At 39.5% G+C, this 20311-nt stretch carries 15 protein-coding genes; 5 read left to right on the top strand and 10 right to left on the bottom strand.

Annotated elements, in window-relative coordinates:
* Nucleotides 1–110: 110 nt before the first annotated feature.
* The 4 genes from NC797_RS06725 to NC797_RS06710 are packed head-to-tail and all read right to left on the bottom strand — an operon-like array spanning nucleotide 111 to nucleotide 8191.
* Complete coding sequence (locus tag NC797_RS06725) at nucleotides 111–1397, bottom strand: TIGR02679 family protein (RefSeq protein WP_272435998.1); 1287 nt, start codon at nucleotides 1395–1397, stop codon at nucleotides 111–113.
* Nucleotides 1398–1416: 19 nt separating this feature from the next.
* Nucleotides 1417–5559, bottom strand: coding sequence for a TIGR02680 family protein (locus tag NC797_RS06720; protein WP_272435997.1), 4143 nt, complete (start codon nucleotides 5557–5559; stop codon nucleotides 1417–1419).
* Complete coding sequence (locus tag NC797_RS06715) at nucleotides 5556–6716, bottom strand: TIGR02678 family protein (protein ID WP_272435996.1); 1161 nt, start codon at nucleotides 6714–6716, stop codon at nucleotides 5556–5558. The genes NC797_RS06720 and NC797_RS06715 overlap by 4 nt, the downstream gene beginning before the upstream one ends.
* Nucleotides 6716–8191, bottom strand: coding sequence for a TIGR02677 family protein (locus NC797_RS06710; RefSeq protein WP_272435995.1), 1476 nt, complete (start codon nucleotides 8189–8191; stop codon nucleotides 6716–6718). The genes NC797_RS06715 and NC797_RS06710 overlap by 1 nt, the downstream gene beginning before the upstream one ends.
* A 407-nt stretch (nucleotides 8192–8598) precedes the next feature.
* Here NC797_RS06710 and NC797_RS06705 point away from each other — a divergent pair, with 407 nt between their 5' ends.
* Entirely contained in the window at nucleotides 8599–9249 is a 651-nt protein-coding gene (locus NC797_RS06705) for a DsbA family oxidoreductase (protein WP_272435994.1), read from the top strand.
* 66 nt (nucleotides 9250–9315) lie between these two features.
* Nucleotides 9316–9840 carry a DsbA family oxidoreductase gene (locus tag NC797_RS06700; protein ID WP_272436015.1) on the top strand — a complete coding sequence of 175 codons (525 nt, stop codon included), beginning with the start codon at nucleotides 9316–9318 and terminating at the stop codon, nucleotides 9838–9840.
* Between the two features lie 876 nt (nucleotides 9841–10716).
* On the opposite strand, the gene NC797_RS06695 is transcribed toward NC797_RS06700, so the two are convergent.
* Nucleotides 10717–13962 (bottom strand): DEAD/DEAH box helicase, encoded by a 3246-nt coding sequence (locus tag NC797_RS06695; RefSeq protein WP_272435993.1) that lies wholly within the window; start codon nucleotides 13960–13962, stop codon nucleotides 10717–10719.
* Between the two features lie 228 nt (nucleotides 13963–14190).
* On the opposite strand from NC797_RS06695, the gene NC797_RS06690 reads away from it, so the two are divergent.
* Nucleotides 14191–14358: a hypothetical protein gene (locus NC797_RS06690; RefSeq protein ID WP_272435992.1), complete on the top strand. Its 168-nt coding sequence runs from the start codon at nucleotides 14191–14193 to the stop codon at nucleotides 14356–14358.
* A gap of 164 nt (nucleotides 14359–14522) precedes the next feature.
* Here the strand turns inward: NC797_RS06690 and NC797_RS06685 are convergent, their stop codons facing one another.
* The 3 genes from NC797_RS06685 to NC797_RS06675 form a co-directional block, all read right to left on the bottom strand.
* Nucleotides 14523–15245 (bottom strand): amino acid ABC transporter ATP-binding protein, encoded by a 723-nt coding sequence (locus tag NC797_RS06685; protein WP_272435991.1) that lies wholly within the window; start codon nucleotides 15243–15245, stop codon nucleotides 14523–14525.
* Nucleotides 15238–15897, bottom strand: a complete 660-nt coding sequence (locus tag NC797_RS06680) for an amino acid ABC transporter permease (protein ID WP_272435990.1) — start codon at nucleotides 15895–15897, stop codon at nucleotides 15238–15240. Before NC797_RS06680 ends, NC797_RS06685 begins: the two co-directional genes overlap by 8 nt.
* A gap of 163 nt (nucleotides 15898–16060) precedes the next feature.
* Nucleotides 16061–16855, bottom strand: coding sequence for an ABC transporter substrate-binding protein (locus tag NC797_RS06675; protein WP_272435989.1), 795 nt, complete (start codon nucleotides 16853–16855; stop codon nucleotides 16061–16063).
* Between the two features lie 563 nt (nucleotides 16856–17418).
* Between NC797_RS06675 and NC797_RS06670 the strand changes: the two genes are divergently transcribed.
* Nucleotides 17419–17970, top strand: a complete 552-nt coding sequence (locus tag NC797_RS06670; RefSeq protein ID WP_272435988.1) for a DUF1906 domain-containing protein — start codon at nucleotides 17419–17421, stop codon at nucleotides 17968–17970.
* 6 nt (nucleotides 17971–17976) lie between these two features.
* On the opposite strand, the gene NC797_RS06665 is transcribed toward NC797_RS06670, so the two are convergent.
* Nucleotides 17977–18489 (bottom strand): hypothetical protein, encoded by a 513-nt coding sequence (locus tag NC797_RS06665; RefSeq protein ID WP_272435987.1) that lies wholly within the window; start codon nucleotides 18487–18489, stop codon nucleotides 17977–17979.
* Between the two features lie 266 nt (nucleotides 18490–18755).
* Here NC797_RS06665 and NC797_RS06660 point away from each other — a divergent pair, with 266 nt between their 5' ends.
* Nucleotides 18756–19031, top strand: a complete 276-nt coding sequence (locus tag NC797_RS06660; protein WP_272435986.1) for a hypothetical protein — start codon at nucleotides 18756–18758, stop codon at nucleotides 19029–19031.
* Between the two features lie 95 nt (nucleotides 19032–19126).
* On the opposite strand, the gene NC797_RS06655 is transcribed toward NC797_RS06660, so the two are convergent.
* Nucleotides 19127–20287, bottom strand: coding sequence for a M20 family metallopeptidase (locus NC797_RS06655; protein ID WP_272435985.1), 1161 nt, complete (start codon nucleotides 20285–20287; stop codon nucleotides 19127–19129).
* Between the last annotated feature and the right edge of the window lie 24 nt (nucleotides 20288–20311).

Genomic DNA, 20311 nt, shown 5'->3' with positions numbered 1-20311 from the left:
CGATCTCCTAATCTTTATGTTGTGACAACATTCCGATGTATGACTTTCCATTCCTAAAAGGACATTTTTCTATTAGTGCGTGTCTATCCTATCAATATCCATTCGAATAGTTAATTAGCGCATTCTACCAGTAAGTCGGTCACCATGTCAGTCACCAAGGATTCTTGATATCCCGCTCTGCCACTCTTTTTCATTTCTTCTCTAACTGCTACCAATTCAGAAGTATCAATGGAACTAAGCTTGTTGAGCCGCTCTTCATTAATGAAGACGTCTGTTACGGCTTTTCGATACGAAGTAATGTCCATCCTCCATAGCTTGACGTGCTCAGGGTATCGACCTAACAGCCGAGTGGCCATCCCTAGACCTTCAGGATCAAAGTCACCTGCATAATGGAGCATACAGCCGCTCTTAACCAAACGATCCATTAACCATAAAGCGGCAAGCTTAAATTGACCATGCGTACAAATCAAAGGAGCATTTGGAACCTGGTCCAAAATACTTGAGTACACTCCAGAATTTTCAACGATCCACACACACTTGCCTCTAGCTGGGTACGCTCTTTCAAGCGGAATTAACTCCCTAAGTGGCATGTTTAACACACTGGATGATTTTGAAGCAGCCGCCCACATAGGGTGAATCCCGTTACTTGTTTCGCCGATAATGTTAACGCACGTTACAAAGTTGGTAATGTCATCACGCAATAGCTTGAATTCCAGTAGCAAATCATTAATTGCTTCACTATCTGTAGGCACCGTTACCTGAACACCGAGCGTTCGATTTCGATCGACAGCTAGCACATGTATCAATAGTTTTCCAAGTGTTGTGTTTCGGTCAAACGCATGTGGATTTCCTGCAATCCGTTGGCTGTATATCGGAAGCCGTTCATAGTTATCCTTCAGCCCACAAATTCCTGCGTGGAGTTGCTTTACTGCATGGATAAACATCTGTTCATCATCGTCTATTAGTCGATAAATCCAATACGTGTCAGCTGTTTTTTGTTGCAAATGCGCAAACCAAAAAGAAAGGAATGGATGATCCTCTTTTAAACGATCCAACAACATAAATAATTTCTTGTTTTTTTGTTCTTTCGCTTCCTTATTTGAAATGAAAGGTTTTTTAAAATAGGCTTCTAGCAATTCCTTTAATCCAATCCCCTCAAACCTTGTACGTTGCAGTTGTTGTTCAAACTGTTCAAGCGAAACTTTCCCTTTGTCCCGAAGTTCATCTGAGGACACACCAAAAAAACGAGCAACAGCACTTAACTCCTTGTCTTTAAAATCGGCAACCTTTACCGTACCACCAATCCGGCCGAGCGATTCATATTTCTTTTTAAACAAAGAAAAAAGACGGTGATAACCTGAGTCATCACCAAAATAAGCAAGAGCTTCTTTCAACATAATACCGAACCTACCTTCTCTATACGGGAACATCCGTTGCTTTTGATTCCTCTGGCAATTCAAAGTCGATACGATTGCCATCCCAATGATAGCGAATCACACTAACATAATCGGCATTTTTAGGGCGGATGAGCTCACAGATTGCTAGCTCAGAAATCGTATCATAGTCGCCCCACAATACTTGAGAATTCATAATATAGTCAAAGCCCAGATGCTCGACAACCTCAAACATTTCCCGAATATTATTTTCATCGACTCCAGCAAATGCCTCATCAAGTGAAATGATATGTGGTGCCGCATCGTCTGCTTCCTGGTACCGTGAATAACAAGCTGTAAAGAGTGGTATATACATGGCCATTGCTTTTTCCCCACCACTAAACTTGTAAAACGCATTGTTTGTCAGCTCACGCTTTGGCTCGCCTTCTCTACGATAGGATAAGACAAACGAAAACCACTTCCGATAGTCCAACACCTCTTTTAAAACTTGTAACAACGTGTGTACTTCGTATTGATTTCCCATGATTTCCTTTGCCTTAGCAATTTTAGACCGGAAATGAATCGTAATTCTCTCCAAATCCTCTTCTTTTAACAGCTTTGCATCCTGTTTTAACAGACGAACTAAATCAACTGTATCCATTTCTTCATCGGAATCAGCAGTGCGAGGCTTCCACTTAATTGAAAACGACAAGCCTGACGATGTATCCCTCGATTCCATCAAGCCGTTCATTTTCTCTGCCCATTGCTCAGCACGGCGGATTCTGCTGCGAAGTTTCGTACCAACAGACTTAAACAAAATTTCCTCATATAAAGCTTGATCCTGTTCATCTAATAGGCTCTCTTGGCGTGTTTGCTCGCTTTCCACCTCTTGTTGAACCGTGTACGGGCTCACTTTCTTTCCTTGATAATCCAATTCGATTACTCTGCGACTCACCTTCTGTTTCCATTGTTCGATAAAAGGTGCTTGGTTGTCATCGGTCACCGTTTCCATCCAACTTGGAACGGCTGAGGGTGCTTCAAACATCCTCATTCTGTATTCCATTAAATCGCTTTGCTGTTTGTAAAATTCTTGTGTTACTTGTCCAGCAATTTGGCTGCTATCTTTATTCTTTAGCAAATCACCGTATTCTTTCATGACATCACGAGCTCTTGAAGATATATCAAGATCTGACTCATCATTTATCACAAAACGGTAGTGTAACTCCTTTTCAAAAGAGTCATGCCATACTTGGCGCATATTTCTCCAAAAATCTAATTGGTGCTGCTGTTCCTCTAAGTTCGTTTGACCATGTGTCAAATCGGATTCTTTTTTAGGTAAGGACGTTTCCTTCTCCTTTAAATCCTGCCCAATCGATTCCAGCATTTGTTGTACCTCAGAAATTTGCCTTCGGATATCGAGAGCGCCCTCCTTTTCAAGTTGCATTTCGATCTGTTCAAGGTTTTTCTTTGTCTGACTGGCACGATCATGGACAACATTTAGCTCACCTTGAATTTCGTTTACTTCTTCAACTATATCCTGTAATCTTGCACCAATATCCTGCATACGTTGGAGGGCATTGACATATTTGATGTGTGCTGCCTCAAGAGCATATAAATCTTTTTCGTATCGCTTCATTGTTTCTTTTGCTTGCCAGTATGCCTCACGAGACATTTCTATTGAAAATGGTCGTGTTTGTTCTTCTATCGAACGTTTTACTTGTTGATAATCATCATAAATCATCTTGGTTTGCTCCGACAATTGCTGAATATGTTCATTGTGTTGTTCAATCGTTACCCGTAATTTTTCTATATGTCGAAAGCTTTCCCGTAAATCATCATCGATCGGAAATTGAGCCAAATCATTTTTAGCAAGCTTAATTGCTTCCTCAAGTGAGTCGATTACTGTTTGCACCCGCTCTTTTTCAACGATTAAATCCTGCAATTCAGCTTCGATTTTTGCGATTTGCTCCAGACGATAGCGTTTCCTTGCATTTCTTCCAATAAAACGGACGTCCTCTACTGGGATTGCATGGCCTTTTATTAGTCCCATTTGATACTGTCCACTTTCACTTATTGAAAAAGTAGACGTCTCATCATCTGCTATCATAATGCTTTGCAATACTTCGTCCACAAGACTAGCAGGTACCTGTCCATCCAATTCCAAATCTGGTTTTAAATAGTCGGCAAGTGTATGTGCCATCATGTTCGGATTTGGAACGAGCAAGCGGTCATGCTGAATCGAGATGGTTTCAGGTGTAATCAGTGCATCTAATAACCTACTATCAATAATTGCTGCCTCTAATCTTTTACGGATATCTGGTGAGACATGGTCTTGAAATTCAACTGCTGCATAAAAAGGAACAAACGCCGCACCAGTCTCTAACAGTTGCTGACGCGCTTCCTTTGTAGCAGGATCCATGTCAGGCTCGGGATCCTTTTTCGTCTTCCATTCTGCCAACTGCTTTTCTTGTGATTCCATTTGTTCTTTAAGCTGATCTAACTGGAATCGCTGATGCGAAATGTGCTGTCGTTGATCCTGTTCAAACTGCATTGTCACATTGCGAAATGGTGTTACTACCGATTCATAGCTTGTCGGTTCGTATAACGAATGGATCGCACGGGCCGCCTCTTGCAAAACATCATCCTTTACCGTTAACCATTCCGAACCCTCTACCCAGGCAAAAATCTCATTAATTTTCTTTTCTTTATCCTCTTCCAGTAAGCGACTCCATTGTTGTTTTTCATGTGTTGCGTCGTCTAGCTTTTTGTTCTCACTTGCTAGCTCTTTATCTTTTTCTTGATACTTTGCCTTTAATGCATCAAACTTTTGAAAATCAAGATCGATCTGTTCAAGGATTTTAACATACTGCTGTGTTTCTTTTCTCCAAATGGAAAAGTCAAAATTCGTTTCATGGTGTCGCTGAAAATCCTGTTCATTTAGTGTGTGCTGTTGAAAAGAGGACTCTTCGGCATCATTACGCATATCAAGCAGTTGATCCTCTAGTGTCTCCTTTTCATTATCTATCTTTTCCTCTAACGTACCTTTTTCCTCTAATAACGCATATTCCTTCCGGCGTCGCTGTTCGAGCTGAGCATCCTTTTTCTCTTTTTCCAAATCCAGTTGATGCAGCTTGGCTTGTTCTTCCTTTTTCTCCGATTCTAAATTCCACACTTTATGGGATTGCAGTCGTTCCTTTTGTTTTTCGTATGTCCATTTATTTTGAGTTAACTCACGAATTTCACCTTGAAGTTTGGCAATCGTCGTTTTAAGGTCGTTTTGATTTGTAACGATTTCTTGATGCCTTTGTTCAGCCTTTTTTACACGTTTGTCCGCTTGGAGAAGTTCATTCGCTTGATCCGCTAACAACCGTTGATTGTACGTATGGTACACACGATTCAACTGCTCAACTGCATGCAGTTCACGCTCTAGCTGTTCAATCTGCTGCTTGGTCTGATCCATTTGTTCAATTGTGTCTGAAAGGTGGCGTAGGTCGTCATCTGATAATGGAGGTAACGCCGCTTCAAGTATTTCGTAAATAACGGTTGGTTTAAAATCCTTAGAAAGCTTTGGACTACGGAGCTGGATTAACAGCTTGATCAAATCATCATAGGCATCCAATGATTCAAATCCAAACAAATACTTGTTTACCATTTTCATATAATCTGTCTGCGTTTGAACGACATGGCCACCCTCGCCGATTGCATTTTCAAGCTCGATACGTGACCGAGGAATTCGCTGTTTTTCTCCTAGGTTCTGTTCATTTTTATATAGCTCAAAATCGTGTCCAATCCTGCGATTATCCGTTATCACAAAGCCCCAGAATTTCATTTGTTTATTGCGTTTTGCTTGAAGCCCAATTCCGATCGTCAAATATTGCTCGGTTTGTGCCCGTTTAAATTCCATAAAAATGTAGCCAGTACGCTCATCACGATTCACAATTTCCTTTTCCCCAAGTAGATAATCTTCCATTCTTCTTGCTTTCGAACCAAAGGGATCTAAACGATCAGGTGACTTTTTTCCATCAAGGAGAACAGGTAACAAACTTTGCATCGTTACTGATTTTCCAGAACCATTACTTCCTCTTAGTAGTAGTTTACCATCCGCAAAGGAAAATATTTCATCATCGTAATACCAGAAATTGAGTAATCCTGCCCGATTCATTTTCCATTTATCAGCTTTCATCATTTGCCATCCTCCTCCAAAACATAATCAGTTGGATAATGTCCAGATACTCTGCCTAGCGCAGATTTAATTACAAGCATCCCCGTGTCGGGTTCCACCACTACAAGTTCCCACTCTTTCAAAAGCTGTAATAGCTCTTCCGATACACGTTTACTGGTCAAGTCACGATATTGCTTGCTCCAGCCATGACCATATTGATCCTTCAATCTCGTTATTAACTGAATAAAATCGGCACTCGTCATTTTAATCTCACCTAATACATTACGGTCGTATTGATTCATCGTGTCACGAAGAAAACGAGCAAAATGAAGCGCAATGTCCATTATTGCTTTTTGATCAGGAAAAAGTGTATATAGTTGTTTTCGCTCTTCCATAACGAGAAAAGCCGCATTTTTGAACACTTCAAGACGAAGCGGGGTGTGCTCTTCCAAGTCATCGCGCATCCGATTTCGGTACTTTCGAATGTATGCAAAATCTGGATCATCCTCGGTTTCCCTGTGTACCACAGGAGAAAACATTAGCTTACGATACACCCTTTTTCGTCTAGTATCTGCCTCGTGTCGTTTCCACTCAGTATCCAATATTTCTCTCGTTGTTTGATACATAAACAAATCATCTGGATATGATCGCATAAAATAACGAGCATATACCGTTACTTCATATAGTACTTCTTGCTCATCATTTGCCACAAACATATCAATGTCTCCGTCGACGTTCTTAATGATGTGCAGCTCGACCATCTTTTTTAACGCTCGAACAAGAGATTTACGTTGCTTGTAATTTGTCCAATCAAGCGGAAACTCGCCAGGATACATTTCCATTATTTCCTCGGCAATATTCGAAAGCAAAAACTGTTCGTCGACAGAACGCCTTTCTGTAAAAGCAAGTCCACAACAAAATATCGCGTAGTCCATTGGATCAGCAAAATCCTGAATTCCCATCCAAGGCTTAGGATCGACTGGGATTTTTTCTAGTTTGATAAAGTGTTGATGCACAATTAAGTCAAACCCAAATTTCTCAGAAACATAGCGCTTTAATCTATTTTCACGTTCACGTATAAGCTGATACATTGCTGGATCTTCTGAACGAAGCACCCAAAACTGCTCAAACAACACACTAAGTGCATCCTGTGTTTTTTCATCAAAGGTTGTTTGTTCCATTACTGCCTCACCTCTTCTTCGAGGAATTGGAATGTTGCTTTCGGCATATCAAGCACGCCATCCTCAGCGTGAAGTATAACTCTGTCTTTCTCTAACTCCACCTTCACTTTTCTGCCAAGTTCTGTTTTAATGGTTCGATCTTTTCTCGCCATCGCCTTTCCGATCCATGACAAAAGAAGCTTTCTGACATGTGCCTCTATCACGGGTAACTGTTCCACCTTAATTTCATTCTCAACGATGTATTGCTCAATCAGTTTCTTTTCTCTTCGCTTTTCTTCTAAGTGTTTTTGCATCATTTTTTCCTTTTTGACCTGATTACTTTGGATTGCGCCAGCTCGTGTTTTCTCTTTATATTTGATAATTCGCGGCTTTGTTTGATGTTCCATTGGTTGTTCATCCCATACGTCAACATAAATATCATCTGTCGGTATATGATCAATAAAAAAGTGTCTCGTATGGAATACACCAAACGCTACGGAAGAGAGCTCGTGTGCCTCATCAACCGACTCCATACTGTCGAACCATTTAGCTAAATGCAAGTAATCTTTTTTTCTGCTGCGAAAGTGCTGATGGCGCTCGCCTAAACGTTGTACCACCCTTGTAATCCGTCGAATCGTCTCATTTGTCCGTTGTTGCAGCATCTCATATTCACTCTCACCATGTTCATTACCGAGAAACCATGCCATTAGGCTCATCCATGTACCGTCCAAGTCTTCTAGTGGATCTTCTTTGATCTCTTCAAACCGAAACGTCTGGCCTTGATGACGGATCACTTTTTCAAAAAATAGCTGTCGCTGTTCTTTCGTAATCCCTAATAATAAATCTTGAATCTGAAGCGCAGTCCCTTGCAATGCAATGATAAAGTCACGTAGATATGTTGTAAATTGATCTTTATATACGAGAAAAGCTTCCGTCTGCATTCGCTCTTCTACTTCTTCACTATTAATATAGGCCATATAATCCGCCGTATTTTTAATGATTTGACGGAAATATGTCGTTACATCTTCCCATATTTGTGCACATTCCTCGTCTGATTCACTGCTATCTGGTTGGATCGTTTCCTCTATTTTTAATAAAGATTGGTACAAACGCTCAAACTGTGTCCTTTCAAGTGAACCACCAAAATTTTCTCCAATACGCTCAAGACCCACTAGCATACGCTCGAATTCTACCGTATAGGGGGTGCATTGATATCGAAATCGCCTTTTTTTAAATTCTTCAATCGTTTTAGATTTACCGAGTTCTTGTCGAGCAATAACATTGCCCCATTTTTCAAGTGCATCGAGATCCTGATGTAAGGCATCCTCGGTGTACTCTTGAAACGCATCAAATTGACGCAAATAGTCATAAATTTCTTCTGAAAATAAGAACTCTCGCATTCTCTCATGCTGTATATAGAAATAACGTAAAATTGCTCGATAGCTCCACGCCTTCTCAGCCGTAAGATAAGTTGCTTCTTTTACGCGCTTAAACACATTGCTTCAACTCCCCATGCCTGTGGTGGTCACCACTCGAAATATGACGAATGATCTGAGGCCATTTTCTACTATTGTATCGGTTATATGTATAATAGTCTATTTAATAGGAAGAGAAATTTTTGGTATTGGGAGAGCCAGTCGTTCTACTCATTGAATCAGGCTGAAGAGCGAACTCGTTTCAGCAAGCTGAAACATCGGGGAATCAGATGGAGTCTCGACTCCACCTGATTGGAAATTCCCACCTACGCTTCGCTTAGAGGTGGGGGTCTAAAACCCTAAAACCATTTAAAAATTAACTAGGTAATTACACACTATATAGCTAGGCATCCTATCTTTAAATGAGCAATTTTTTTGTCAAAAATGATCATCATGTGCTCTAATTGGTCTAGCAGGAGGTGAAAAGATTGACCGTATCGATAAAAGTTTATTCAGATTATGTCTGTCCTTTTTGCTTTATAGCAGAAAAGCCGCTGCAGGAAGCAATCAAAGGGAAAGACGTCCAGATAGAGTGGATGCCATTTGAACTACGGCCCTATCCAAACGAAACATTAAAGCCAGAAGGTGAATATTTACAGAACACCTGGCAAACATCCGTTTATCCACTTGCTAAAAAGTTTGAGGTCGATATCGTGCTACCAAACGTTTCGCCACAACCTTATACACATTTAGCATTTGAAGGATTCCAGTTTGCCAAAGAAAACGGTAAAGCCGAAGCATACAATCACCGAATGTTCCAAGCATTTTTTCAGGAACATCAGAATATTGGTGACATTGAAATTCTAACGAATCTTGCTGGTGAGATTGGTTTAGATAAAGAAAAATATAGAAGCGTATTGGAAGAAAGAAAATATAAACAGGCGCATCAAGCAGTACTTGAACATGCCGCTAACGAAGCAAACATTACCGCTGTTCCTACCATGATTATTGGGGATCAAACATTGAGAGGATTACACGACGCCCCCGACATAGCCAAAGTAATTGACGAGGAACAAAGCAAACAGCCGACAATTTCCTTTGAACAAGGGATGGCTTGCGGCCCTGATGGATGCTTTTAACGAGGAGGACATAAAATGACAAAAAAAATTACTGTATTCTCAGACTTTTTATGACCATTTTGCTTTATCGGGAAAATCCCGCTTGACCAGGTGGCCAAGGAACACGATGTGGAAGTTGAATGGAAAGCTTTTGAATTAAGGCCAGAGGGTGTAGAACTCCCACCTAAACCGCCAGGATACATGGAACAGGCAAAGGCTAATGTTGCACGAATGTCCGAGCAATATGGCATTGAGATGAAATGGAACGAGCAAAGCAAACATTCTCGCCACGCACTAGAGGGAGCAAAGTTTGCGGAACAGCATGGCCTAGGAAATGAGTATCACGATGCGATGTTCCGTGCACATTTCCAACAAGATAAAGCGATCAATGATATCGATACGTTAGTCGAAATTGCAGGAAAAATCGGGCTAGATCAAGCCTCATTCCGTGATGCACTTGAAACTCGACGTTACCAACAAAGAGTAATCGAGGACACAGAAGAAGCACAGCAAATTGGCGTAACAGGAATCCCGTGCTACATTGCCGGAAACAAAGGCGTCATGGGTGCTCAAACGTATGAATCACTGGTGCAATTAATAGAAGAAGCGTAAAAAAGCTGAGAAGCCTGATTTCCATGGTTTAGCGGACTCACAGGCCCTTATTTTCAGTAAACGACACGATTTCTATGGTTTAGCGGACTCACAGGCCGTTATTCGTTCTAAATGGACTGTTTTTGGCTGGCTTTTTGGCAATTAACGGCCTCTCAGTCCGCGAAACACACCAATACCACGGTTTTTTGCCAAATAACGGCCTCTCTGTCCGCTTAAAACTCTAGGCGGACTGAGAGGCTCTTATTTTCAGTAAACGACACGATTTCCATGGTTAAGCGGACTCACAGGCCGTTATTTGCTCTAAACAGGCTGTTTTTGGCTGGCTTTTTGGCAATTAACGGCCTCTCAGTCCGCGAAACACACCAATACCACGGTTTTTTGCCAAATAACGGCCTCTCTGTCCGCTAAAAACTCTAGGCGGACTGAGAGGCCCTTATTTTCAGTAAACGACACGATTTCTATGGTTTAGCGGACTCACAGGCCGTTATTTGCTCTAAACAGGCTGTTTTTGGCTGGCTTTTTGGCAATTAACGGCCTCTCAGTCCCCTAAAAACTCTAGGCGGACTGAGAGGCTCTTATTTTCAGTAAACGACACGATTTCCATGGTTTAGCGGACTCACAGGCCGTTATTTGCTCTAAACAGGCTGTTTTTGGCTGGCTTTTTGGCAATTAACGGCCTCTCAGTCCGCGAAACCCACCAATACCACGGTTTTTTGCCAAATAACGGCCTCTCAGTCCGCTTAAAACTCTAGGCGGACTGAGAGGCCCTTATTTTCAGTAAAAAGCATGTTTTCCATGGTTTAGCGGACTCACATACCTCAGAAACTTAACCGAACCTTACGAAAGTTAAACATTATACCACGTTGGCAACAATATTTAGATACTCAATAACTCTCTGATCTCATCTTCTGTAATACTTGATAGCATTGTTTCTCCTGGTTGGATTACTTTTTCAATAAGCTCCTTTTTCCTTTGTTGGAGCTGATAAATTTTTTCCTCAATCGTTCCTTTTGTGAGAAGCCTGATCACCTGAACGACATTCTTTTGCCCCATTCGGTGGGCCCTACCAGCAGCTTGATCTTCTACAGCTGGATTCCACCACAAGTCATACAAGATAACTGTGTCAGCTCCTGTTAAGTTGAGCCCAGTGCCACCAGCCTTTAACGAAATGAGAAAAATATCGTTTTCGCCTTCGTTGAATCGATTCACCATATCCACACGATCCTTAGAAGGTGTGCTCCCATCAATATAAAAGAAACTTACCCCAGCCTTCGTCAGCTCATCACGAATAATATGAAGCATGCTTGTAAATTGAGAAAAAATTAACATCCGTTTCTGATTTTCTCGTGCATTGCCAACAATCTCGATCAACTGCTCCAACTTTCCTGATGACCCCTCATAATTATCAATAAACAATGATGGATGGCAACATAATTGGCGCAGTCGTGTCAATCCAGCCAAAATTTTAATACGGCTCTTATTTAATCCCTCACCTTGTAATGATTCCTTCGTCTCTGCCTGAATTCTCTCCAAATAACCCATGTATAACTCTTTCTGTTCCTTCTTAAGATCAGACACATGAGTAGTCTCAATTTTGTCCGGAAGCTCGGTTAATACATCCTTCTTCAAACGCCTCAAAATAAATGGACGTACCATTTTAGAAATTTTTTCATCCGACATCTTTCGAAAAATAGGCTGACTCGGGAAAAAACCAGGCATTATCACCTGAAAAATGGCCCACAATTCATCTAGAGAATTTTCAATTGGTGTTCCACTTAGTGCAAATCGTTTGTGAGCGCGAATACTACGAACCGCTTTTGATGTTTTCGTAACGATATTTTTAATTGCCTGTGCCTCGTCTAGAAAAAGAGAATGGAATTGGATCTCTTTGTAATAATCAATGTCCTGCCGTAGCAGTGGATAGGATGTAACCAACACATCTGGCATCACTTCTTTCGTAAGCAATGCCTGGCGTTCAGTTGGAGTTCCAATGATCACTTCCACTTCAAGGCTAGAAGCGAATCTTTCTATCTCTGATTTCCAGTTATATACAAGAGACGCTGGCGCTACGACTAATGATGTTCTACTTTTTTGTGAATCTTTTTGCTCTGACAATAAATAAGCAATACTTTGTAACGTTTTTCCTAGACCCATGTCGTCAGCAAGAATTCCTCCTAACGAGTAGTGTGCTAGTGTCTTGAACCATTGAAATCCAATTTCTTGATAATCCCGCAATTCAGCATGTAGATCTGCTGGTAAATCAAAATCGAGCTCGTCTGGATTTTTTAAATTTTGAATAAGCTTGCGGAACTGTTTTCCGATACGAACCTTATGCTTATCAGCTTCACCGATCATTTCATCTAATTGAAGCGCTCGGTAAACAGGGAGCTGAAGCATACCATTCTGTAGCTCTGACTTGTCCATGTTCAAATCAGAATACAGCTGTTGAATGTTTTGCATTTGTTCATTTCCTTCAATCGATACGAATGCTCCACTTGGTAAACGATAATACTTTTTCTTTTCAATAACAGACTGCAAAATGTTCTGGATATGCTCTTGCCCAATGTCCTTCATGTCAAAACTAACCTCTAACAGACTGCCATCACTATTGAAGTCAAACGTAGTAGAAGGTGTATTTTTTTCAGGTAACAGAAGCGCTTTTACTGCATTTGTCAGAAAAATGGATGCTTTATCCTCGAGTAATGCTAGTGTATGGTATAGGAAGTAATAAATCTCCTCTTCTCCCTCTACATACAGCTTTTTCCCGTTGTATTTCAAGGAACCATTTTCAATTGCATACATAATTTCCTGTTCCTTTTTTGCGTCACGGATGATCAACCCATTTGATTCATCTACATCGGCTGAATTCGCTTGGAATGGATTCATAATAACATCCCCATAATGATATTCGACGTCAACCAATAACGTTTCTTCAGTACGATCCACCAATATTTTAGCTTCTAAAGGATACTGCCTTATCTGATTAGCTACCTGTTCAGATATATTAAGATTGCCGATTTTTTTCATTTCTGGAACGACTATAGATAAAAATGTCTCCATTTGTTCGGTTGCAATTGTCAAAAAATTATTTTCGTTAAATGGGGATCTTGTCGGTAATAAACCAGTATATAGATCTGAGATAATTTTTTGCTGACTAAGAGATAATTTATAAAGAAATTGATGCTTCAGCACGAAACCATAAAGGTCGAAAAACCTCACACTCGTTAGTTCCGATATGTTTAAACGAAAGCCTTCTTGACTTCCTTTATCTAATTGAAACGTTAATGGAGTTTGACCTTCTAACACTTGAATTTGAGGATACACTTCCCCCTGGCACTCAAAGGTGAATGTTGTACTTTGTAATTTGGCTAGCAGTTCATCCACTATCATAGGTGGAATCGTAATAACTCGTTCATCTCTTCGATAAGAATAATAAGGGTCTCTGTATGCTACCTCATTTTTCGTCACATCGATCAATAATTGAATAACTTCATTGTCTTCTTTCGTAAATACATGTTCTGTTGGATCATACGTAAACATTTTCGTAAAAAAGTGATTTCTTCGCATTTCAACATCCGTCAAAAATTCTTTTAAATTTTTAATGACATATGTTCGCTTAAGCCCTACCTTCACTTCAATTGTCCATAGGTTAGAATCAGAATAAGATGTAAATGCTGGCGTTTTAATGAAAAATTCCACTTGTAACGGCTGCTTACCAATGTGATCCACGTTATATGCTTCTATTTGTTGAAAATTGGAAAAAGTCTCAATAAAATGGGTAATCACTTGCTGTTCTCTCGTCTTCTGTATCCCCGACGGAAAGTGAGGGTAATCCCCTTTTTGTTCTTTTGCAATTTCAAGTAAACACGCAACGACATGCTTACATTGCGAAAAAGTTTCATATGCCATACAACTACACCCGTAGTCGATTCGATTTTTCCCAATTGTAACATTGACATGATAGATTTCTGTTCCCATCACTTTTGCAAACCAACTATCACCGTTTTGAAGATAATAAAGGCCTTTCACTCGACCTTGATTAAAATAAGTAAGACCGCGCCGATAGACTGTACTTGAGAATAATTCTTTTATTTCATCTTTAAAAATGAGTAAACCTTTCATTCCACATCCACTTTCCTTGTCCATTAATTTTACTATTATACCAACAACGAAATTTTCGTATACATATATTTAATCAACTAAACTAAGTTTACCAGAAAATAGAGTTTAGGATAAAGTTAAATAACACTTATTTCACATAAAAAGTAGAACAGATCAGGTATACGTATCTTTCATAACGCATACAAATGATAGAAACAATTCTACCAAACACGAATGGAGGTGTTGTCAATGACTGAGCCAGAATACCTGCTCACCTATAATGCTAGCAGTTATGAATGGTTCCATACCGAAGTAGAAATGATAGGCTTTATAAAAGAACATAACATCCAATCTTATGAAGCATTGTATATTCCAGAAGCTATCGAAATAGATGTGGAACAAGAGTTGAAGGAGTGAAATACAATGAGCGAGGCCAGCCATATAGCAGTGGACTCGTTTTACACTAACAAAACGAGTCCACGTTTATTTTTTTCCTGAACATACTACAAGTGCGTGTTCAACAGGTTGCTAAATGAGAAGCAAGCCACGAAGAGATGCCTCGCTTATTATTTGAGCACCCTCTACAAAATTTTCTCAAGAAATCCTTTTGCTCGTTCCGTCTTTGGCTGATCGAAAAATTGCTCCGGGTTGCCTTCTTCAATCAACATACCATGATCAAGGAACAAAACGCGGTCCGCTACCTCTTTAGCGAATCCCATTTCATGGGTGACAACAGCCATCGTCATACCAGACTTCGCCAAGTCCTTCATCACATCCAGTACTTCTTTTACCATTTCAGGGTCAAGCGCAGATGTCGGTTCATCAAACAGCATAAGCTCTGGTTCCATCGCAAGCGCGCGCGCAATTGCAACGCGCTGCTTTTGTCCACCCGAAAGACTACTCGGAAAAGCAGTCTCTTTATCGGTTAGACCCACCTTAGCTAATAGATCTCTTGCTTTGCTCTGTGCAACTTGTTTGCTTTCCCCTTTTACTTTGAGTGGAGCATACGTCAAATTTTCCAGTACCGTCATATGAGGGAAAAGATAAAAATGTTGAAATACCATTCCAATTTGCTCACGGATTTTCATGATGTTTGTTTTAGGGTCCGTTATATTTTGATTGTGTACCAACACAGATCCTTTTGTCGGCTTTTCTAATAGATTCAAGCAACGAAGGAATGTAGATTTTCCAGATCCTGAAGGTCCGATAATAGAAACAACCTCACCTTTACTAATATCTGTTGTAATATCCTTTAACACTTCGTTATTTCCAAAACTTTTGTGCAGGTTTTTGACCTTAATCACTGTATCTCAGCCTCCGTTCGACAAGCCTGCCGATGATCGTTAGCCCCATTACCAATAAATAGTAGATGACACCAACAAACAGCAACGGTTCAAAGTTTCGGTATAGATCCGCCCCTACAACCGTCGCCCTACGCATTAAGTCCAAATATCCAATCGTCGATACGAGCGCGGATTCTTTCGTTAATGTAATAAACTCATTCATCAATGCAGGTAAAATGTTTTTCATAGCCTGTGGTAAAATTATGTCCTTCATCATTTGATTGTAAGGAACACCAAGAGCCTGTGCAGCTTCTGTTTGTCCCTTATCCACCGCTTGAATTCCAGCTCGAATGATCTCTGAAACATAGGCAGACGAATTAAGTCCAAAAGCAAGAATGGAAGATAAAAATGGAGAAATATCATAACCCACTAATTCTGGTACAGCATAATAAATTATCATTAGTTGTAGTATCAACGGTGTTCCGCGAAAAACCGAGGTATAGGCATCCGCAAGCCAGCCTATTACTTTGACATGACTAATTTTGCATAATGCTAAAAGTGTACCTAATACAAACCCAAATATAATTGCAAAAATAACAAATTTTAATGTTACCCATATTCCTTCTAACATAAAAGGAATATAAGGCACGATTTGGCCAAAATCCAAATTCATGCCTTACACCTCATTTCTACTATTTTTCTATACTATACCATTTTTCATATTCAAAACATAGTATCCTAAAATGAAACAGTTCGTGATGCTCTTTCTTCAAAACATATTCAGTAAAATTCAATTACGGTTGTTTCCAAATTTTTCTTTATTATGCTTTTTATGTTTATTCTTCTTCCTCTAACCATTTATCCTTCAATTCTTGCAGCTTGCCGTTTTCCTCAGCTTCCTTAAGGATCGCATTTACCTCATCAACCAGTTCGCTCCCTTTCGGAAAAGCAACGGCCATACCAGGAGAACTAGATGTTGGATCATCAAAACCAAATAAATCTTGTTCTTTAATATATCCTTTTGCAACGGCTTTGTCCATGTATGCAACATCAATTCTATTTGACTTTAACTCTTGAATGAGAACTTGTCCACTATCAACCGTCTTCATTTCAAAATCAACAATGTCTTCTTGAATCTTTTCCGCACCCTCTTGTTGAATCGTGCCTAATTGCACACCTACCGTTTTACCTTCTAAGTCTTCTACTTTTTCAATCCCAGCATCCTTTAAGGTAACAAACATTTCTCCAGAACGATTATACGTTGTCGAGAAGTCAACATTTTTTTGACGCTTTTCAGTTGCAGACATTCCAGCAAGAACCATATCGACACGATCGTTCTGCAAGGCTCCAATCAAACCGTCAAATTTCATATCTTGAATATTTAGTTCATAACCTAATTCGTCCGCGATATAATTCGCTAAATCTATGTCAAATCCAATAAATTCGCCATCTTTATTTCTTGACTCAAACGGCGCAAAATCGGCAGAAGTTGCCATTTCAAGCACCTTCTTCTCAGTAGATTCACCATCGTTGTTATCACCATTTGTTCCTTCGTTTTTTTCAGATGTTCCACATGCGGCTAAAAGAAGCGAAAGCATAGCAATGAGTGCAAATAAAATATTCTTCTTCATTATTGTAATTCCTCCATTTGTTTTGATTGTCAAAACGTATATTTATTCATGTAAATGAATTTTAACAAATTTATCACACTTTGGGAAGCATTTATTTTTAAAACAGACAAATTTCGACTTTTCTGAAACTATGCTTATTGAGTCGCATTTTTCAGAAGTGATCATTTTATAAAAAACCTTGGTTGACGACATATTTATTTTTATGCAAGATACCAATTAACACATGCGGTCTTTCTCTTGATTCCACAATGCAGGAAATCAATGTATACCCATTTTTCCATTATCAGCTAATCTATCAGAATAAATACCTTTTTTTATTTAATTTGATTTAATTAACCATACATCGACAGTAAAAATCCATATAGTAGTATCGATGCTAGCATCAATCAAATGAGTGATAGTAGATAGTCACGTGAAGCATTAGAACTGCTTAAAAAAATGGAGGTGAATCCTAAAAAGCATGTATTGAATTATTTCATGCCAAATGATCAATAAAGGAGACGATTTAAATAGCAAAAGGACTTGACGCTTCTAGTCCCGTTTCGAGCAATACTGCTCAATGCATGGCAAACGAAGGATATGATTTCTTATGTCGTTACTATGCACCATCAGGGGAAGATAAATTATTAAGCAAAAGCGAAGCACAAGATATCTCAAATGCTGGTATGGACGTTGTCACCGTCTGGGAATGGGGGAATACTTCTGCTAGTCATTTCACTTACAACAATGGACTTGATGATGGACGTTCAGCTGTATCAAGAGCTCTTGAAGTTGGGCAACCATTTGACACTGCTATCTATTTTGCTGTTGATTACCCTGCATCAATGGAGGATATATCAAGCATTAAGGATTACTTTTCAGGTGTTCAAGATGCAATGAATGAGTCTCGGCATTACAATGGTGGAGGTTGGGTGCCTGGTGTATATGGCTCTTATATGGTTGTAAGGGAGATGGATAATGCAGGTATACTCTATAAATGGCAGACCTATACATGGAGTAGTGGAAAAGTATATGACTATAACAACATTTACCAATATTCAAACGGTCAAACAGTCTGCGGGCATAGTGTCGACTATGATTCATCTTCTCGCGGTACGGGCGGTTTTCGTATTTAAAAACTTTTATGAACGATTGTAAAAGTTTTTAACACCTTTTGGAACATCTTTCTTTTTTACTATAGTCCAAACATTATAAGAAATATCTATCGATGAAGTTTGACCCAAATTATTAACTGCCAGTAACGTATTTTGCTTAGAGTCTTCTGCAAAAATAGGTAGAACACTGTTATTCTTTATTTGATAACCCTTAAAATTGTTCACTGAAACATATCCAGGTTTGGATCCTGTTGTAGCATAATAAATCAAATCCTCTTTATCCCAATTAATGTTATCATCCATTGAGGCAACACGTTCGCCCTCTGCCACATATTTCTCCGAAAAGTATTGCCAATCCTCTTTGTTAGTAAAAATAAGTAGGTTAGTGGGAACTTCCTGATTCTTTTGATAAACCAAAAAACCGTTAAAATAATTTTTGTACGAAATATCGGTTTCATTGGTTTCCTCAGATGACTGTACACAACTTGTAACCGTAGATAAAATAAGAAGAGAGGTAATAACCATTACAAATTTTCTCATTTCTACAAGTCTTTGTGCCAAAATTAATTTTTCAGTTTCATCTTTCGTTGATTACACAACATGAAATTGACTCCTAATCTAGGAATCGAGGAAAAGTCAATATTAATTATAACATAAATGAAAACTGAGGAAATCATATTGGGAATGTGTTTCTGAACGTGAGAGATTGGGATGAGGAGATTGTCCCTTTTGTTCTGCATAATACCTGAAATTAAAGTAACAATATAAATAGCATTTGTTTATAAAAACTATTGGAGGTTACATAAATGTCAGAAAAATTACAGCAACAATTACAACAAGCGAGTCAACAGATACAACAAGCTAACGAAACGATTATTCAGTCGCAGGGTACAAATCCCCAGCTTATCCAACAGGCACAGCAACAATTACAGAAAGTTGAACGAGAATTGGAAAATACCCGGAAACAATCAGGCAAAGAAGCTACAGAAAACCCACAGTATCAGCAAGCTTCTGAACAGCTACACAATGTTCGTCAACATATACAGGAAATTGAAGATCATACCCACGATAATTATAAATAATGTTGGATAGCTCCATTGGACAAGGAGACAGGCTAGGAGTCTGTCCCTCCGTCGCATTTTTGAAAGAGAACCCCTTAAATCAAGGGGTTCTTCTCTTATTTATTCCTATTAAATTCTTCCATTATTTCATCAAAAGTTGCTTTTTCTTGAATGATATCAAATCCCGTTGACGCGAGTGCTAGTGCCCCTTGAGCGAGAATTTTATGAGAGTTGTTTGTTATCGTCGTATCAGCAAATTCTTTCGTGTGTGCAATTAATCCTGGGGAATCCAACCCAATATAAGGGTGAATCGCTGGTACTACTTGACTAACATTTCCCATGTCAATTGAGCCTAGTGAATCCTTTGCTTTGTTCACCTTTTCAACACCCGAAGCTAAAATATTTTTGGTGAATAATTTTGATAATGTTTCGTTTGTTCTCATATCGTCGTAACTCAGCTCATAATTACTAATGTGTACTTCAGCACCAGTCATTGCAGAAGCGCCTCGCGCAATATTTTTCACCTTTTCAACCACTTCATTTAAATAGGTTCTGCTTTTTGCCCGAACATAGAACTGTGCCACAGCTTTATCTGGGACAACATTTGCGGCTTCTCCACCTTCAGTAATAACTCCATGGATTCTTACGTCAGAAGTCACATGCTGACGCAAAGCGTTAATCCCATTAAATAACTGTAAGACTCCATCAAGCGCATTGATTCCTTTTTCGGGAGCCGCTGCGGCATGACTTGTCCGGCCACGAAAGTCAAACTGAATCGCATCCATTGCCAGTGATTCTCCACTTTCAGATGAAACGTCTGCAGGGTGTAAAATCATGGCAACATCAATATCATCAAATACCCCCTGTTCTGCCATAGGTACCTTGGCGCCATTGGTTTCCTCAGCTGGTGTCCCTAACACAACAACGCGTCCACCAATTTCATTAATCACTTTACTTAACACAACACCCGCACCAACACCCATTGTACCAATCATATTGTGGCCACAGCCATGCCCCACTCCTGGGAGTGCATCGTATTCGGCCAAATACGCAATCGTTGGACCTTCTTTATTACTATTATAAACAGCCTTAAAAGCAGTCGACCGCTCCACGACTCCTGTTTCAACTTTGAATTTATGCTCTTTCAAAAAATCTACTAACAATTGCATGGAATTGAATTCTTGATCACCAATTTCTGGATGATGGTACAAATAATCACTCATCTCCCAAAGTTTCGATTGAATCGATTGTATATGGTTTTGTAAGTCTGCTTTCATCATTATATCCTCCTGCATTATCTT

This window comes from Terrihalobacillus insolitus (assembly GCF_028416575.1).
Taxonomy (GTDB): domain Bacteria; phylum Bacillota; class Bacilli; order Bacillales; family Amphibacillaceae; genus Terrihalobacillus; species Terrihalobacillus insolitus.
Note: the sequence above shows the minus strand (reverse complement) of the source record. Positions and strands in the feature narration are given on the sequence as shown.

Bases quoted from the DNA above. Each gene is read 5' to 3' on its own strand.
- NC797_RS06655 (WP_272435985.1), bottom strand. From the start codon at position 20,287: ATGAAAGCAGACTTACAAAACCATATACAATCGATTCAATCGAAACTT.
- NC797_RS06670 (WP_272435988.1), top strand. From the start codon at position 17,419: ATGGCAAACGAAGGATATGATTTCTTATGTCGTTACTATGCACCATCA.
- NC797_RS06725 (WP_272435998.1), bottom strand. From the start codon at position 1,397: ATGTTGAAAGAAGCTCTTGCTTATTTTGGTGATGACTCAGGTTATCAC.
- NC797_RS06660 (WP_272435986.1), top strand. From the start codon at position 18,756: ATGTCAGAAAAATTACAGCAACAATTACAACAAGCGAGTCAACAGATA.
- NC797_RS06665 (WP_272435987.1), bottom strand. From the start codon at position 18,489: ATGAGAAAATTTGTAATGGTTATTACCTCTCTTCTTATTTTATCTACG.
- NC797_RS06720 (WP_272435997.1), bottom strand. From the start codon at position 5,559: ATGATGAAAGCTGATAAATGGAAAATGAATCGGGCAGGATTACTCAAT.
- NC797_RS06690 (WP_272435992.1), top strand. From the start codon at position 14,191: ATGACTGAGCCAGAATACCTGCTCACCTATAATGCTAGCAGTTATGAA.
- NC797_RS06695 (WP_272435993.1), bottom strand. From the start codon at position 13,962: ATGAAAGGTTTACTCATTTTTAAAGATGAAATAAAAGAATTATTCTCA.
- NC797_RS06680 (WP_272435990.1), bottom strand. From the start codon at position 15,897: ATGAATTTGGATTTTGGCCAAATCGTGCCTTATATTCCTTTTATGTTA.
- NC797_RS06675 (WP_272435989.1), bottom strand. From the start codon at position 16,855: ATGAAGAAGAATATTTTATTTGCACTCATTGCTATGCTTTCGCTTCTT.
- NC797_RS06715 (WP_272435996.1), bottom strand. From the start codon at position 6,716: ATGGAACAAACAACCTTTGATGAAAAAACACAGGATGCACTTAGTGTG.